The following is a 15,295-nucleotide window of genomic DNA, read 5'->3' as shown; positions in this document are numbered from 1 at the left end:
GAGGGGGAACGATGAAGCGACTGTTCCTGTCCACCGCGCTGGTCGCCGCCGCGCTGATGGCGACGACGTCCACCGCGGTCGCCGAGACGCAGGTGACGCGGACCGAGGTCCCGCGCGCCGCCGCCGTGAACGTCATGTACTGGGCCCACCAGGCGTCGACCACGCTGGTCATGGACGTCCGCAACCGCCAGTCGGCGAACGGCACCCAGATCCAGCTTTACAAGCACAACGGCACGACCGCGCAGTGGTTCGTGGAGACGCCCGACTCGACGCACAGCGGCTTCTACATCAAGTCGTACTTCAACCGGAACAAGTGCCTCAGCGTCGACGGGTATGGCGGCCACGGCGCGCTGGTCCGGCTCTGGGACTGCCGGGGCCAGTCCAACCAGCGGTTCCACCGCTACTACGTGGGCGGGAACCGATACGAGATCTCGCCCGAGTACAACCTGAACCTGTGCGTCTCGGTGCGCGGCAGCACGGCGGCGAAGCGCGCGATCGAGGTGCAGAACTGCAACGGGACCGACCCCCGGCACAAGTGGGATGTCACCGGGGTCTTCTGAGCCGCCGTGAACGAGGCCGTTCCTCCGCACGGGGGACGGCCCTCGGCAAGTGTGACCCAGGCCATAAGACGTGGGGAGGCCCCGGCCGTGTCTCCGGGGTGACAGCGGACGCGACCCGGAGGTCACCATGAGTGTTTCGAACGTCCTCGCCACGCGGCCGGCGGCCGTGCTGCTCGCCGTCGTCGGGATCGGGGTGCACGCCTTCAACCACGTCACCGTGGTGGTGCAGGACGTGTGGCGGCTGGTCGCCACCCCCGAGGCGGCGAGCTTCAACCCCGGCACCGTCTACCACCCGATCAGCGCCGTGCTGTACGCGTGGCTGGCGACGACCGTCCACTCCGGACGGAACGGGGGCCGGATCGCCATCACCGTGTTGCTCGCATGCCAAGCCGTAGGGCGGTATTTCGTGTTCGTGTCGTACCCGGAAGTAGAGGTCAGGGCGGATCTGGTCACCGGCTGGGCGATGTCGGCGGTGGTGCTGTGCCTGCTGTGGATCCCCGAGGCGTCCCGCCGGCACTTCGCGAAGCGGGCCGCGTGACGGCGGACGCGTTCGGGTACGCCGTCGTGGGCGTCGACGAAGAAGCGGAGTTCACCGCGTACATCGGTGCGAACCTCCCGCGCCTGCGCCGGCTGGCCTACCTGATGTGCGGTGACGAGCACCGCGCCGACGACGTGGTGCAGATCGCGATCACCCGCCTGTTCGCCCACTGGCGCAAGGCCCGCGCGGCCCGGGACCTGGACGCCTACGTGCGGGCGATCGTGGTCCGGACGTTCCTCAACGAGCACCGCCGCCGCTGGCGCCTGGTCCGCCTGGTGGGCCGCCCGGCGGACCTGCCGCGGGAGCCGAGCAGCCCGCCGCCGGACGTGGAGACCCGCGAGGTGGTGTGGTCCGCGCTGCGCCGGCTGCCGCCCCGCGCGCGGGCGGTGCTGGTGCTGCGGTTCGTCGCCGACCTGCCGGTGTCGGAGGTGGCAAAGGCGCTGCGCTGCTCGGAAAGCAACGTGAAGACCCAGACCGCGCACGGACTGGCGGCACTGCGACGACTCTTGGGAAAGGCAGGGCAGCGATGAACGACTCGCAGTTGCTGGAGCCGCTGCGCACGGTGGAACCCGGCGCCGGTCCTGGCGTGGACATCGCGCGGGCGATCCGGGACGGCAGACGCCGACGGCGCACCGGAACCGCGCTGAACGTGGTCGCCGCCGTCGGGCTGGTGATCTGCGCGGCCGTGGTCTCCCCCGCCCTCCTGCGCGGCCTGACGACCGAGCCCGCGGCGGCGGCGTTCGACCCGTTGCGCCAAGTGGCGCTGGTCGGCTCGGCAGGCGGCTTCACGCCGCTCGCCTACCAGACCGGGCGGCACCGGCAGGAGGTGACGTTGGGCGAGGCCGACGCGCCGGCGGCCGGGCCGCGCGGCACGGTGGCGATCTACGCGGCGGGCCGGCTCCCCGGCCAGGGCGGCGGGGGCTGGCAGCCGGCCGTGGACCGCGCGCCGGACGTCCACGGCCGGGCCGCGTGGTGGCGGGGCGACGCCGAACTGGTCTGGGAGTGGTCCGACCGGGCGTGGGCGGTCGTCCGCCTCACCGGGGGCTCCGCCGACCTGCGCGACCGGGTCCACCGCGTCGCGCAGAGCGTGGACACCGGCCACTCCCGGCCGGTGACCGTGCCCCTCACCGTCGCGCCCGCCGCGGTGACCCCGCCGATGCGGCTGCTGGGTGTGCGGGTGCCGGTGCGCCCGGACGGGGAACTCGCCGCCCTCGTGTTCGCCGACGGCGACACGGCGGAGGCCGCGACCCTGACGGTGAGCCTGCGCACGGACGGCGTCCCCGGCCGGGACCTCCCGGCGGACACGCTGGTCGCCGGGAGGCCGGGCACGGTGGAGGGCGACCGGGTCACCGTCGCGGACCCGAGCGGCCGGTTCGCCATCCGGGTCGAGCCGGGGCACGGCACCGCGTTCGGCGGCGCGGCGACCGCGACCGCGCTGGCCGCCGCCGCGAACCCCGTGCCCGACCCGGAGGACGAGCGGAACTGGACGCCCGACCCCCTGGCCGGCTGACCACGGCAACTTCGTCCCTACAACAACAACGTCCAGGTGTCGACGACTCCGGTGTCCTGCGCCGCCACGTCCTGCACGCGCAACGTCCAGGTGCCGGACATCGCCTCACCCGACAGGTCGACCGGATAGGTCTTGTCCAAGTTGTCGGCACCGCCGCCGGTCCGGTTGTGCAGCACGTAGGCGCTGCCGTCCGGCGCCACCAGGCTCACCACCAGGTCACCGATGTAGGTGTGCTTGATGTGCACCTCGACCGTCGAACTCGGGGACGCCGTGCCGGCGCCGCAGTTCAACGGGATCGTGGACGTCACCACGGCGTTGTCCGCGATAGCCACGTCGTTCGGGTTGGTCCCCGTGCACCTGCTGCCGACCTGGTTGACCGTCAGGGTGAACGTCGCGCTGCGGGTCGCGGAGGGCGCGGTGCCGGTCACGGTGACCGGGTAGCTGCCCGCCGGGGTCGTGGCCGACGTGGTGATCGTGAGCTGCGACGAGCCGCCCGCCGTGACGGACTGCGGGGTGAACGTCGCCGTCGCGCCCGCCGGCAGGCCGGAAACCGAGGAGAACGTGACGGCCTCCGCCGTGCCCGACACCACCGACGTGCTCACGGTGGCCGTGACCGGGTTGCCGGGGTCGACCGCGCCGGACAGCGGCGACACCGCCATCGCGAAGTCGTTCTTCGGCGCGGTGGACGGCCGGAGCTGGTAGATGCCCAGCCCGTAGGTGGCGGCCGTAAGCAGCGTCTGTCCACTCGCGACGGACGCGTCGATGTCCGTCACCGGTACGATGGGCAGGTCCGTGCCCAACGGCGACCAGTTCGCGCCCCCGTTGGTCGACACGAACGCGCCGACGTCGCTGCCCACGTACAGGATCGCGCGGTTCTGCGGGTCGAGCACGATCTCGTTGACCGGGGCGTCCGGCAGGTTGCCGGAGATGTCCTGCCAGGTGCTGCCGCCATTGGTGGTGCGGAACACGTGGGCGAGGCTGGAGCCGTTGCGGTAGCCGGACACCGTGGCGTACGCGAGGTTCGCGTCGGTCGGGTCGACGGTGACCCTGGTGATGAACCGGGTCGGCAGGCCGGCCGTGATCTCCTGCCACGAGCCGCCGGTGTTGCGGGTGATCCACATCCGGCCGTCCTCGGTGCCCGCGTAGATCACCCGGCTGTCGCTCTTCGCCACGCCGACCGCGCTGATCGTGGCCCACGTGCCGTGCGTCAGGTCGCCGCTGATGGCGGTGAACGACGCGGCCGAGTTGGTGGAGCGGTTGAGCCGGTTGCCGCCGTAGTACATGATCGCCGGGTTGTTCGGGTCGAACACCACCGGCGTCAGCCAGCCGCGCCGCTCCGAGGTGGTCGCCCCGAACGAGGACACCGTGTTGCCGCCGTTGGTCGACCGCACGCACGCGCCGTTCTGGGCGCAGGCGTAGACCTTCTGGTGGTTCGTCGGGTCGATCAGGTTGGCCAGGCCGTCACCGCCGTAGATCTCGCCCCAGCCCGCCCACGACCGCACCGATCCGTTGTCCTGCAAGCCTCCGCTGATCCGCGTCGGGTCCTGCTGCGACACGGCCACCGTGTAGAACTGCATGTTGAACAGGTTGCGCGACTTGGTCCACGTGCCGTTCAGCGAGCCGTTCTGGGTGGAGCGGTAGACGCCGCCGTCGTTGCCGATGAACACCCGGCCGGACACCCGCGGGTCGACCGCGACGCCGTGCTGGTCGACGTGGAACGACGAGCCGTTGCTGACCCAGGTGCCGCCGGCGTCGGTCGACTCCAGCATCGGCACGCCGGGCACCCAGATGTGCTGCGCCGCGGCGGGGTCGACGAAGATCCGGCCGAACCACCAGCCGAACGTCGACTGCGAACTCGACAGCGCGGTGGTGTTGGTGATGCGGGTCCACGTGTCGCCGCGGTTGGTGGAGGTCCAGAAGCCGAGGAAGTTGCCGGGGGTGTCCGCCGCGATCGCGTACAGCCTGCGCGGGTCGCTCTTCGACACCGCGACGCCCATCCGGCCGTTGTTCGCGCCCGCCGCGGGCAGGCCGCCGCCCAGCCGGGTCCACGTGACGCCGCCGTCCGTGGACCGGTGGATGCCGGTGCCGACTCCGCCGTACACCCGGCCCGCCGGCGTGCGGGTGTGGTCCCACAGCGCGGCGTAGACGTGCGTCGGCTCGGCGGGGCTGATCGAGACGTCGATGCCGCCGGTGGTGGCGTTCGCGCCCGCCAGCGCCTGCCGCCAGGTGGCGCCGCCGTCGGTGGTCGCGTAGATGCCGCGGGTGCCGCCGGGCTGGTAGAGCTTGCCCGCCGCCGCGACGAAGATCCGGTTCGGGTCGGCCGGGTCGATGGAGATGCGGCCGATCCGGTCGGTGTCGTCCAGGCCGAGGTGCTGCCAGGTCGCGCCGGCGTCGGTCGAGCGGTAGACGCCGTTGCCGGGGAACGAGTAGCTCGCCGAGCCGGGCGCGCCCTCGCCGGTGCCGACGTAGATCACGCCGGTGCTGCTCACGGCCACCGCGCCGGTCGACTGCGGCAGGTCGCGCTGCCAGGCGTAGTTGAACGTCGTGCCGCCGTCGGTGCTCTTCCAGAGCCCGCCGGAGGCCGCGCCGACGTAGACCGTGTCCGGCCGCGTCGGGTCGACGACGACGTCGGAGATCCGGCCGCCCAGCGACGGGCCGATCGACTGCCACGCCGCCTGCGCGGTGAGGCCGCGGGAGTGTCCGTCCCGCAACGAGTTCGCCTGTCTGCGGGCGTTCGCGAGGTTCGCGCCGAGGTCCGCGCCGGGGTGCAGGCGCTGACGGGCGAACCACTCGTCGCTGCCCGCCGGGCCGAGCGGGTTGTCATTCTCGACGGCGAGGGCGCCGACCACGGTGTCCGCGGCGCCCGGCACGGCCGCCGCCGGTAGCAGCAGCAGTCCCGCGCCCAACAACGCCAGGACGGTTCGTCGTTGCATGACGGCCCTTTCGGCAGCAGGGATGACCGGTCGGCACGCGCCGCACATGCTCCCGCTGTTCCGGGTTGTCCGGTAGGGCCGAATTGCGGGGTTCGTTCACGGTGTGCCGCGCGTCTTGTCGGCGTTCCGCCCGCTGTGGCACTGTGACGCGCTGTCCTGGCCGGTCGAGCGGGGGAGGCTGGTGCGGATGTGGCGGCGATGGGGCGCGCTGGCGATCATCGCCGTGTTCCTGCCGCCGCTCGTGCTGCTCGTGTCCGGCTCGCTGCACCAGCCGGGCCTGCCGCCGCCCACCACGCCGGACCTGGTGCCCGACCCGGTCACCACCGAGGGCTACCGGCTCGCGGCCGAGTTGGGCGGGTTGACCCGCGCTACGCTGAACTCGCTCGCGGTGTGCGCGGTCGCGGTGCCGGCGAGCGTCCTGGTCGCGTCCATGGCGGGGTTCGCGATGGCGATGCTGCCGCGCCGGGTCGCCGCCGCCGTCGTCGCGCTGTCGCTGGTCGCGCTGATGGTCCCCGCCGTGGCGCTGCTCGTGCCGAAGTTCGCGGTGTTCCGGCTCGCCGGCCTGACCGACACGCTCGTGCCGCTGGTCGCGCCCGCGCTGATCGCGACCTCGCCGCTGTTCCCGCTGGTGTACTACCTGGCGTTCCGGGCGGTGCCCGGCGAGCTGTACGAGGCGTGCGCGATGGAGGACCTGACGCCGCTGCGCACTTGGTGGCGGGTCGGGATGCCGCTCGTGCGGCCGGTGACCGCCGGGGTCGGCGCGCTGACGTTCGTGCTGACGTGGTCGAACTTCCTGGACCCGCTGGTGTTCCTGTACGACCGGGACCTGTTCACGCTGCCGCTGGCGCTGCGGTCGCTCGCGACGCTCGACGCGGCGGACTTCCCGGTGTTCCTGGCGGGCGCGGTCCTGGCGACCGCGCCCGCCCTCGTCGTGTTCGTGGTCGCGCACCGGGATGTGCGGCGCTGGAAGGGAGTCCGGGGATGAGGGCACGCGCGTTGATCGCGGCGGCCGTGCTGGCGGCGGGGTGCGCGGCGGGCACGCCGGGTGAGGCCGTCAGCCTGCTGGTGTTCGGCGACCCCCACGAGCTGGCCGCCTACCGGTCCCTGGAAACCGCCTACGAACAGGCGAACCCGGGCGCCGACGTGCGGCTGATCGAGGCCGGTGACCGCAAGGACCTCATCACCCGGCTGTCGACGTCCATCGCGGGCGGCAAGCCGCCGGACCTGTTCCTGATGAACTACCGGTTCTACGGGCAGTTCGCGGCCCGGGACGCGATCGAGCCCGCCGGTCCGCTGCTGGCCGCCTCGGGATCGTTGCGGGAGCAGGACTTCTACCCTCAGGCGATGGCCGCGTTCCGGTTCGGCGGGAACCAGCTCTGCATGCCGCAGAACATCTCCAGCCTCGTCGTCTACTACAACCGCGACCTGTTCCGGAAGCACGGGATCGCCGAGCCGCGCGCCGGGTGGACGTGGGACGACATGGTGGCCACCGCGACCGCGCTCACCCGGGACGCGAACGGCGATGTCGTCAAGGGCGTCGACTTCGACCAGCCGGGGGTGAAGCCGACAGGTCCGCCGCCGGTCGAGTACGGGCTGGCCGTGTCGCCGGAGCTGATCCGGCTGGCCCCGTTCGCGTGGTCCAACGGCGGCAAGGTGTTCGACGACGAGGTCACGCCGTCGCGGATCGCGCTGGACGCCCCGGCCCTGGAGGCGTTGGGGAACTTCCTCGACCTGCGCGGCCGGCACGGCGTCGTGCCCACCGACCAGGAGGTGGAGAGCCAGGACGACGAGGCCCGGTTCGCCGCCGGCACGCTGGGGATGCTCATGTCGTCCCGGCGCTCCACCACGACGTTCCGCGCTATCCAGGGCTTCGACTGGGACGTCGCTCCCCTGCCGGTCTACCGCACGCCGACGACCGTGCTGCACAGTGACGCCTACTGCATCCCGCGCGGCGCGGAGAACAAGGCCGGCGCGTGGCGGTTCGTCGAATTCGCGCTCGGCACGCGAGGCGCGGAGATCATGGCCGCCACCGGCCGCACCGTGCCGTCGAACAAGGCGGTCGCCGAGTCGCCCGCGTTCCTCGACCCCGCGGTGAAACCCCGCAACGCCAAGGTGTTCCTCGATTCCATCCCGACCATCAAGGCCGCGCCGACGCTGTCCACGTGGCCGGAGATCGAGGACGCCGCGAACGGCATCCTGGAGAACGCCCTCTACTACCACCAGCCACCGGCGGAGGTCGCCCGGCGGCTGGACGAGCAGACCGCTCCGCTGTTCGCCCGAGCCCGGCAATGAGCGGCGTCGAACTCGCCGGCGTCCGGGCGGCACACGGCACGCACGAGGTGTTGCGGGACATCGACCTCACCGTCGCGCGGGGCGAGCTGCTGGTCGTGCTCGGCCCGTCCGGCGCGGGCAAGTCGACGCTGCTGCGGGCGATCGCGGGCCTGCACCCGGTGTCCTCGGGGACGGTGCGCATCGCCGGCCGGGACGTCACCCGGCTCAGCCCCGGCGAACGGGACGTGGCGATGGTCTTCCAGTCCTACGCGCTGTTCCCGCACCTGACCGTCGCCGACAACATCGCGTTCGGCCACCGGGTGCGCGGTATGCGCCGGAAACACGCCCGCCCGATCGCCGAGCGCGCGGCCGGGATCGCCGGGTGCGCGCACCTGCTCGACCGGCACCCGCACCAGTTGTCCGGCGGTGAGCGGCAACGCGTCGCCCTGGCCAGGGCCGTGGTGCGGGAACCCGCCGTGTTCCTGCTCGACGAACCACTGTCCAATTTGGATGCCGAACTGCGCGAGCAGACCCGCGTCGAGCTGCGCGCGCTGCACGACCGGGTCGGGGCGACGACCCTGCACGTGACGCACAGCCGGTCCGAGGCGCTGACCCTGGGCGACCGGATCGCCGTCGTCCGCGACGGGCGGCTGGAGCAGGTCGGCGCCCCGGACGACATCTGGCGGCGGCCCGCGACCGAGTTCGTGGCCACGTTCGTCGGGGCGATGAACCTGCTGCCCGCGGACGGCCCGTGGCGCGCGGACGCCCACCGGGTCGGCGTGCGGAGGGAGGCGGTCGCCCTGTCCGACGACGGCATCCCCGCCCGGGTCGACCGCGTCGAAGTGGTCGGCGAGGACGCTTACGTGCACCTGCGCGTGGCGGGCTCCCACGCCGTGGTGGCGCGGGTCGCGACGGAGGACCGGCCCACCCCCGACACCGAGGTGCGGGTGCGGGTGCACGACCGCGACCTGCACCTGTTCGACAGCACCGGAACGCGGATCTGAATGCGCGCGAAGGACCGGCAGGCGGCGTGGATGCTGGCGCCCTACCTGCTCGGCCTGGTCGCGCTGGTCCTCGCGCCGGCGGCGGCGTCCCTGGGCATGGCGTTCACCGAGTACGACCTCATCGGCCCGGCCCACTGGGTCGGCTGGGCGAACTTCGCGGAACTGGCCACCAGCGTCCCGTTCCGCGCCGCCCTGGTGAATTCCCTGGTGTTCGCGGCGATAGCCGTGCCGTTGCGGGTCGCCGCCGCAGTCGGCCTGGCCCTGCTGCTGCACCGCCGCGCCCCGGCCGCCACCACCGCGACCACGGTGGCGACGCTACCCACCGCCGTTCCGGAGATCGCCTACGGCCTGCTCTGGCTGTGGCTGTTCAACCCGCTGTACGGCCCGGTGAACCAACTGCTGCGCTGGGGCGGCGAGGACGGCCGGACGGCGTTCGACACGGCCATCCCGGCCTGGCTGACCAGCCCGGACGACGCCCGTGCGGCGATCATCATCATGAGCCTGTTCACCATCGGCGAGATGCTGGTGGTGCTGCTGGCGGCGCGGCGCGCACTACCCCGGGAGGTCTACGAACTGGCCTCCCTGGAGGGAGCCACCGGCTGGACCCTGGCCCGCCGCGTCACGCTGCCCATGCTGGCCCCGGTGATCGGCCTGCTGCTGTTGCGCGACACGATCCTGAGCTTCCAGTTCTCGTTCGTGCCCGCCTTGGTGGTCACCGAAGGCGGCCCGCCACCGTACTCGACCACGTACCTGTCGCTGTACATCTACCGCAACGCCTTCGAATACCTCCGCTACGGACACGCAGCCGCCGCCACACTGGTGATGCTCGCCCTCACCGCCGCCGCCGTATACCTGCAATGGCGGATATTCCGCCGCTACCAGCGCAACCCGCTGCACAACGGCAGATGAGCAGCTTCTCACCGCCCGTTTCCCACTGCCCCGTTTCTCACTGGCCCGTGCGGAATTTGTCCAGGACCCGGCGTTCGCGCTTCGTAGGACGCCCCGCACCGCGTTCACGGCGGGCGACCGGCACCGCCGCGAGAGGCGGCGGCGGAGGGGTCCGGTCGATGAAGCACGTGGCCGCGTCGGCGGCCCCCACCCGTTTCTGGATCACCCGCACCACTTCCACGACACGGGTCACGTCACCCACCCGCGCCCGGACCGTGTCACCCGGCGAGACGGTCGTAGCAGGCTTGGCGGGGTGGTCGTTGACCCGCACGTGCCCACCTCGGCAGGCCGCAGCCGCGTCGGGACGGGTCTTGGTCAGCCGGACCGCCCACAGCCAGCGGTCCACACGAGTCGACTCCACAGGTCACATCATGCCGCCCGAGCGCCGCGCCAGGCGTGGACTGCGGCGGCGACGGTGCCCAGGCAGAGCGCCACCGCGCTGAGGGCCAGCGACAGGTGCACCCCCACGGCCGCGCCGAGCAACCCCACGGTGAAGCCGCTGCCGGTCCGCAGACCACCGGAGGACATGCCGTACACGCCGAGCACGCGGCCACGGTCGGCAGGCGGGCTGAGAAGCTGCACCACGGTCTGGGTGATCGACATGGACGCCAGGTGCGCGATCCCGCCGACCAGCAGCAACACGACGGCGAGCAGATAGCTGCCGGTGATCGCGAACCCCAGGCTGGTCACGCCGTAGATCGCCGTCGCGACCACCGCCGAGGTCACGGTCGACGGAATCCGCCGGGTCATCTCCAGCAGGATCCCGCCGACCACACCGCCCGCCCCGTTGGCGAACAGCAGGACGCCGTACGCCGCGCCCGCGTTGCCCGCCCCGAGGTCGTTGGCGAAGATCGGCATCGACGTCTGCAGCGACGCGCCGACGAAGAACGACCCGAGCCCCGCCAGCACGATCATGCTGACCAGCGTCCGATTCGTCCCGACCTCGCGCAGCACGCGCAACGACTCCAGCGCGCCCACTCTCGGCCGGACGTGGTGGTCGCGGGTGTGGCCGGTGAACTTGGTGCGGAACAGGAACAGCGTCAGCGGCAGGTAGAAGGCGACGTTGACGAAGATCCCCGCGGTCGGCCCGATGCCCAGCAGCAGCGCGGACCCGACCACCGGGCCGAACAGGATGCCCAGGCTGCGGAACGTGGCGTTGAGCCGCACCGCGCTCGGCAGCTCGTCCTGGCCGACGAAGTCGTGCAGCATCAACTGCTCCCCCGGCCCCCACAGCGCACCCGCCACGCCGTGCAGCACCAACAGCACGCAGGCCTGCCACATCTGCAACGAGTCGGTGAGGAACAGCACTCCCCACGCGACCGACACCGCCATGAACAACACCTGCGCGGCCTGGATCACGCGGCGGCAGTCGTAGCGGTCGGCCAGCGACCCGAACCACATCGACAGCAGCAGGAACGGCGCCCAGTGGCTGATCACGGCGAACCCGGACAGCGCGGGCGAGTGGAACTTCTCCCACAGCACCCAGTACGTGATGACGTGCTCGATGTTGTCGGCCATCATCGCCAGGCCCGCGCCGAACAGGTACGGCCGGCAGTCCCGGTTGCGCAGCGCGGCGAACCGGCGCGGCGGGTTGGCCCCGACGGGCGTCTGCGGTTCGGGCACGTGGGTCGGGACACCGCAGGCGGCACACATGGTCGAGGCCTTTCGGGTTCGTGCCTGTGTCGCCAGGCGGACAGCGCGGTTCCACTACCGGACCCACCGTAGGAGGAGCGCACGGCCAGGACTAGCACTGGCGGGAACAAGCCGGTGTGGGCCGCGCAACAGTCGCGGCCCGTCCCCGGTCAGCCGAACGACTCCGCGTAGGCGGCGAACGCGTAGGTGGCCTCCAGGCTGCCCGGCCGGGGCGGCTGCGCCGGATCCCAGCCGAGCGCGCGGTCCCCGAGCACCTGGACGAGCAACGGCCGCCAGGACGGCGCCAGGTGCTCCATGGCCCACTCCAGGGCGTCGCGCTTCGCCGCCACCCGTGCCGTGACCAGCGTGTACAGGACACGGCAGTAGGTCGACACGATATACCGCTGGGTCCAGGCGATGTCGGGCGACGCCCACGTCAGAACGTCCGCCAGCACCGTCGGCAGCGCCACCCGCATGGCATCCCGCAGCACCTCCGGCGGCACGTCGTCCACCAGGCTCGCGATCGGCGGCCCGTCCAGCACGATGCCGTGGTGGCGCAGGATCCAGCGGGTGTGCGGGGTGTTGCAGTGGGTGTCCCAGATCAGCTCGCGGTGGCCGTGGTCGCAGAACAGCCACGGCACCCCGAGCCCGTCCACGCCGCGCAGCGACGTGACGTCCGCGTAGGAGCCTTCCAGCTCGCGCGTCCAGAACCCTGCACGGGTCGGGATCTCGTCGTGCAGCGCCCGCAACCCCGCCTCCACCGCCCCGCCGGGCGGGACGGTGGTCGCGATGACGAAATCGCAGTCGCTGTCCAGGTCGCCCGCGCCGAGGGCGAACGACCCCTGGACGTAGGCGCCGACGTAGGTGTCGCCGAGGATGTCGCGAGCCGCTCCGACGAGATCGGCCAGAACGGCGTCGAGTTCTTCGAATGGTGTGAACAAAGCAATTCTCCGGCCCGCGCGGGAATGAGGACCGTAGGGGCACGGCCAAGGTTGCTGTGCTCGGGTGCGACGGGTCCTCGGGTTCGCGGACGAGGTGCTGTTTGGTATTGGGTGGTCAGCCGACTTTGGAACCCTACGCACATGGATCCGCATATCTGCGCAGCCCATCTCACAAGCCCCGTCCACCGTGCCACGGAACCCGACGACGCCCTGCCCTTCAACCAGGCGCCGGCCGCCGGTGGGTCAACCCGGCATCACCAGCATGCCGGGTTCCAGGTCGCGCCCCGCGACGACCCGGTCGAAGTTCGTGTCGACGAGCAGTGGCCGCCATCCGGCGAGTCGCCGGACGATGGCCACCGCCAGTTCGGTGGACTTGTAATCCATGCTGAACACCGCGACCGGCCACGTCGGAACATCCTCAGGGGGCCAACCTTCGAAAGTTCCCGCCTCGGCGCGGTCCTCATCGGACACGTCGATCAGGTGGCACGCGTCGCGTCCCGTGCTGACCATGAGCACCGGTGGGTGCAACGCGACCGTCGCGCCACGGCCGAGCACCTCGGCGATCCCGCCCAGTGTGATGCCCGTGTCGTCGAAGATCAGAACCAGGTTTTCGCTCATCGCTTCGGGCCAACCCACTTGATCAGATCGGACAGCCACGAAGGATACCGAGCGCGCCGGGACACCGGCCGGACTTCCGGCTACGGCGTGAAGGCGCGCCGGACCGCGAGGGCGAGTGCCGCGCGACGCCGGTCGTGGTCGAACTTCGGCTCGTCCTTGTCCGCCGCGTAGATCTGGCTGGCCGGTGACCACGCCTGGGACATCGCGGTGACGAGAGCGAGCACTTCGCGCGGCGGGATCGACCGGTCCACGATCCCTTTGGCCTGGGCGTCGGTGATCGACCGGATCCTGGTGGCGTCGAGTTCCGGCGGGCGGTCGTACAGGTCGCCGGTCGGCCGGCGTTCCAGCCGGGCCCAGGCGCCGAGCCGGACCAGTTCCGGGTGGACCAGGTACGCGTCGTAGAGCCGGACCGCGTAGCCGGGCAGGTCGTCGCCCGTGACCGGCACCGTGTCGACGATCAGCTCCAAGTGCTCGGCGAACACCGCGTCGAACAGCTTGTCCTTGTTGCCGAAGTACGCGTAGAGCTGGGCCTTGTTGACCCGCGCGTTGGCGGAGATGCGGTCGACGCGTGCGCCGGCGATGCCGTAGGCGGCGAACTCGGCCGTCGCCGCGTCGAGCAGCCGCCGCCGCGACGCCTGACCCGCGCTGGTCACCTGCTGCATCCCGTCACCATAAACCAACCGGTTCGTTTCCCCAGTGGACCGGTGATCAGAGCTGCACCATGACGGTCTTGGTCTCGGTGTAGGCGTCGATCACCTGAGTGCCGTGCTCGCGGCCGATGCCGGACTGCTTGTAGCCGCCGAACGGGACGGTGCCCGCGGTCATCCGGCCGTAGGTGTTGACCCAGACGGTACCCGCCTGGAGGCCTTCGGCGAGGCGGTGCGCGCGGGAGAGATCGGTGGTCCAGACGGCGGAGGCCAGGCCGTAGTCGGATTCGTTGGCCAGGCGCAGCGCCTGCGCTTCGTCGGCGAAGGACATCACCGTGGCGACCGGGCCGAAGATCTCCTCCCGGGAGACCCGCATGTCGTTGGTGACCTGGTCGATGACGGTCGGCGGGACGAACAGGCCCGGGTTGTCGGCGAGTTCACCGCCGAGCCGCAGCCGCGCGCCTTCTTCGCGGGCGATGTCGAAGTACGACGTGACGCGCTCATAGTGCGCACGGGAGGCAAGCGGGCCCATGTGGGTGTCGGGGTGGAACGGGTCGCCCATGGTGTAGCCGGCGAGTTGGTCGGCCAGGAGGTGGCCGAACTCCTCGCGCACGGAGTCCTCGACGAAGATGCGGCTGCCCGCGACGCAGCCCTGGCCGGTGCCCGCGCAGAAACCGAGGGCGGCGCCCGCCGCGGCGGCCTTGAGGTCGGCGTCGGCGAAGACGATGTTCGGTGACTTGCCGCCGAGTTCCAGGGTGACCCGCTTCAGGTTGCCGGTCGAGGTTCGCAGGATGTGCTTCCCGACCGCGGTGGAGCCGGTGAAGGAAACCTTGTCGACGCCGTCGTGGGCGACGACGGCCTCTCCGGTGACGAGCCCGTCGCCGGTGAGGATGCCGACCACGCCGGCGGGCAGGTCGGTGGTCTGGAGCAGTTCGCCGAGGCGCAGGGTGGTCAGCGGCGACTGCTGGGCGGGCTTGAGGATCAGCGCGTTCCCGGTGGCCAGGGCCGGCCCGAGCTTCCAGACGGCCTGGAGCAGGGGTCCGTTCCAGCCGGTGATGCCGGCGACGACGCCGAGCGGACGGCGCAAGGTGTAGTGGAACTGGTCCGGCTCCGACGGCGCCGTCTGGCCGTAGATCTTGGTCGGCCAGCCGGCGTAGTGCCGGATCACCTCCACCGAGTGCGCCACGAACCACCGGCTGAGGTACAGCGGCGCGCCCATGTCCAGGGACTCCAGCGTGGCCAACTCCTCGGCGTTGGCCTCGACCACGTCCGCGATCTGCAACAGGATCCGGCTGCGCTGGTAGGGCGTGACGGCGGCCCAGGACGGGTCCTCGAACGCACGGCGTGCGGCGGCGACGGCCAGGTCGACGTCCTCCGGGCCGGCGAAGGCGACACCGGTCAACACCTGTTCGGTGGTCGGGTCGACGGTGTCGAAGGTACGGCCGGACCGTGCGGGCACCCAGTCGCCGCCGATCAGCAGTTTCTTCGGGCCGCCCCGGAGGAAGGCGGGTGCGGGGCGGTCGGCCGGTGCGAGCGCGAGCGGAGCGGGCACGACGTACCTCCAGGGAGAAACTAACTAGTTGGTCTGAGGCACAGAGTAGCCTCGCGCTCCGACCGAGGTCAAACCAACTAGTTTGTTTTGAGCCGCCGCCGTCGGCGGGGTGCCCGCGCCGGACCTCCGGGCACCCGCGGG

At 71.7% G+C, this 15,295-nt stretch carries 15 protein-coding genes; 8 read left to right on the top strand and 7 right to left on the bottom strand.

Annotation, left to right across the window (positions count from 1 at the left end; translation table 11 throughout):
- The first annotated feature begins 11 nt into the window (after positions 1-11).
- The 4 genes from ACQPZF_RS19870 (at position 12) to ACQPZF_RS19855 (ending at position 2,608) form a co-directional block, all read left to right on the top strand.
- Positions 12-560 (top strand): RICIN domain-containing protein, encoded by a 549-nt coding sequence (locus tag ACQPZF_RS19870; RefSeq protein WP_433273743.1) that lies wholly within the window; start codon positions 12-14, stop codon positions 558-560.
- A gap of 127 nt (positions 561-687) precedes the next feature.
- Positions 688-1,098: a hypothetical protein gene (locus tag ACQPZF_RS19865; protein ID WP_433273741.1), complete on the top strand. Its 411-nt coding sequence runs from the start codon at positions 688-690 to the stop codon at positions 1,096-1,098.
- Positions 1,095-1,628, top strand: coding sequence for a SigE family RNA polymerase sigma factor (locus ACQPZF_RS19860; protein ID WP_433273739.1), 534 nt, complete (start codon positions 1,095-1,097; stop codon positions 1,626-1,628). The genes ACQPZF_RS19865 and ACQPZF_RS19860 overlap by 4 nt, the downstream gene beginning before the upstream one ends.
- Positions 1,625-2,608 carry a hypothetical protein gene (locus tag ACQPZF_RS19855; RefSeq protein WP_433273737.1) on the top strand — a complete coding sequence of 328 codons (984 nt, stop codon included), beginning with the start codon at positions 1,625-1,627 and terminating at the stop codon, positions 2,606-2,608. Before ACQPZF_RS19860 ends, ACQPZF_RS19855 begins: the two co-directional genes overlap by 4 nt.
- 17 nt (positions 2,609-2,625) lie before the next feature.
- Here the strand turns inward: ACQPZF_RS19855 and ACQPZF_RS19850 are convergent, their stop codons facing one another.
- Positions 2,626-5,541, bottom strand: coding sequence for a proprotein convertase P-domain-containing protein (locus tag ACQPZF_RS19850; protein WP_433273735.1), 2,916 nt, complete (start codon positions 5,539-5,541; stop codon positions 2,626-2,628).
- A 103-nt stretch (positions 5,542-5,644) separates the two neighbouring features.
- On the opposite strand from ACQPZF_RS19850, the gene ACQPZF_RS19845 reads away from it, so the two are divergent.
- Genes ACQPZF_RS19845 through ACQPZF_RS19830 form a run of 4 tightly spaced genes read left to right on the top strand, consistent with a single transcriptional unit; the run spans position 5,645 to position 9,725 of the window.
- A complete protein-coding gene (locus tag ACQPZF_RS19845; protein ID WP_433273733.1) occupies positions 5,645-6,526 on the top strand; it encodes a carbohydrate ABC transporter permease in 882 nt (293 codons plus the stop codon).
- Positions 6,523-7,833: an ABC transporter substrate-binding protein gene (locus tag ACQPZF_RS19840; RefSeq protein WP_433273731.1), complete on the top strand. Its 1,311-nt coding sequence runs from the start codon at positions 6,523-6,525 to the stop codon at positions 7,831-7,833. Before ACQPZF_RS19845 ends, ACQPZF_RS19840 begins: the two co-directional genes overlap by 4 nt.
- Positions 7,830-8,816: an ABC transporter ATP-binding protein gene (locus ACQPZF_RS19835; protein WP_433273729.1), complete on the top strand. Its 987-nt coding sequence runs from the start codon at positions 7,830-7,832 to the stop codon at positions 8,814-8,816. The genes ACQPZF_RS19840 and ACQPZF_RS19835 overlap by 4 nt, the downstream gene beginning before the upstream one ends.
- Complete coding sequence (locus tag ACQPZF_RS19830) at positions 8,817-9,725, top strand: carbohydrate ABC transporter permease (RefSeq protein ID WP_433273727.1); 909 nt, start codon at positions 8,817-8,819, stop codon at positions 9,723-9,725.
- 37 nt (positions 9,726-9,762) lie between these two features.
- Here ACQPZF_RS19830 and ACQPZF_RS19825 read toward each other — a convergent pair whose 3' ends face one another.
- The 6 genes from ACQPZF_RS19825 to ACQPZF_RS19800 all read right to left on the bottom strand — a co-directional run bounded on the left by ACQPZF_RS19825 (position 9,763) and on the right by ACQPZF_RS19800 (position 15,154).
- Positions 9,763-10,125 (bottom strand): RNA-binding S4 domain-containing protein, encoded by a 363-nt coding sequence (locus tag ACQPZF_RS19825; protein ID WP_433273725.1) that lies wholly within the window; start codon positions 10,123-10,125, stop codon positions 9,763-9,765.
- 8 nt (positions 10,126-10,133) lie between these two features.
- A complete protein-coding gene (locus ACQPZF_RS19820; RefSeq protein WP_433273723.1) occupies positions 10,134-11,387 on the bottom strand; it encodes an MFS transporter in 1,254 nt (417 codons plus the stop codon).
- 179 nt (positions 11,388-11,566) lie between these two features.
- Positions 11,567-12,337, bottom strand: a complete 771-nt coding sequence (locus tag ACQPZF_RS19815; RefSeq protein WP_433273721.1) for an aminoglycoside adenylyltransferase domain-containing protein — start codon at positions 12,335-12,337, stop codon at positions 11,567-11,569.
- Between the two features lie 243 nt (positions 12,338-12,580).
- On the bottom strand, positions 12,581-12,955 hold the full coding sequence (locus ACQPZF_RS19810; RefSeq protein ID WP_433273719.1) for a hypothetical protein: 375 nt from the start codon (positions 12,953-12,955) through the stop codon (positions 12,581-12,583).
- Positions 12,956-13,035: 80 nt separating this feature from the next.
- Positions 13,036-13,617, bottom strand: a complete 582-nt coding sequence (locus ACQPZF_RS19805; protein WP_433273717.1) for a TetR family transcriptional regulator — start codon at positions 13,615-13,617, stop codon at positions 13,036-13,038.
- Positions 13,618-13,663: 46 nt separating this feature from the next.
- Entirely contained in the window at positions 13,664-15,154 is a 1,491-nt protein-coding gene (locus tag ACQPZF_RS19800) for an aldehyde dehydrogenase family protein (protein ID WP_433273715.1), read from the bottom strand.
- Positions 15,155-15,295 lie beyond the last annotated feature (141 nt).

The sequence above is a fragment of the Actinosynnema sp. CS-041913 genome (assembly GCF_050942485.1).
Classification (GTDB): Bacteria; Actinomycetota; Actinomycetes; order Mycobacteriales; family Pseudonocardiaceae; genus Actinosynnema.
Note: the sequence above shows the minus strand (reverse complement) of the source record. Positions and strands in the feature narration are given on the sequence as shown.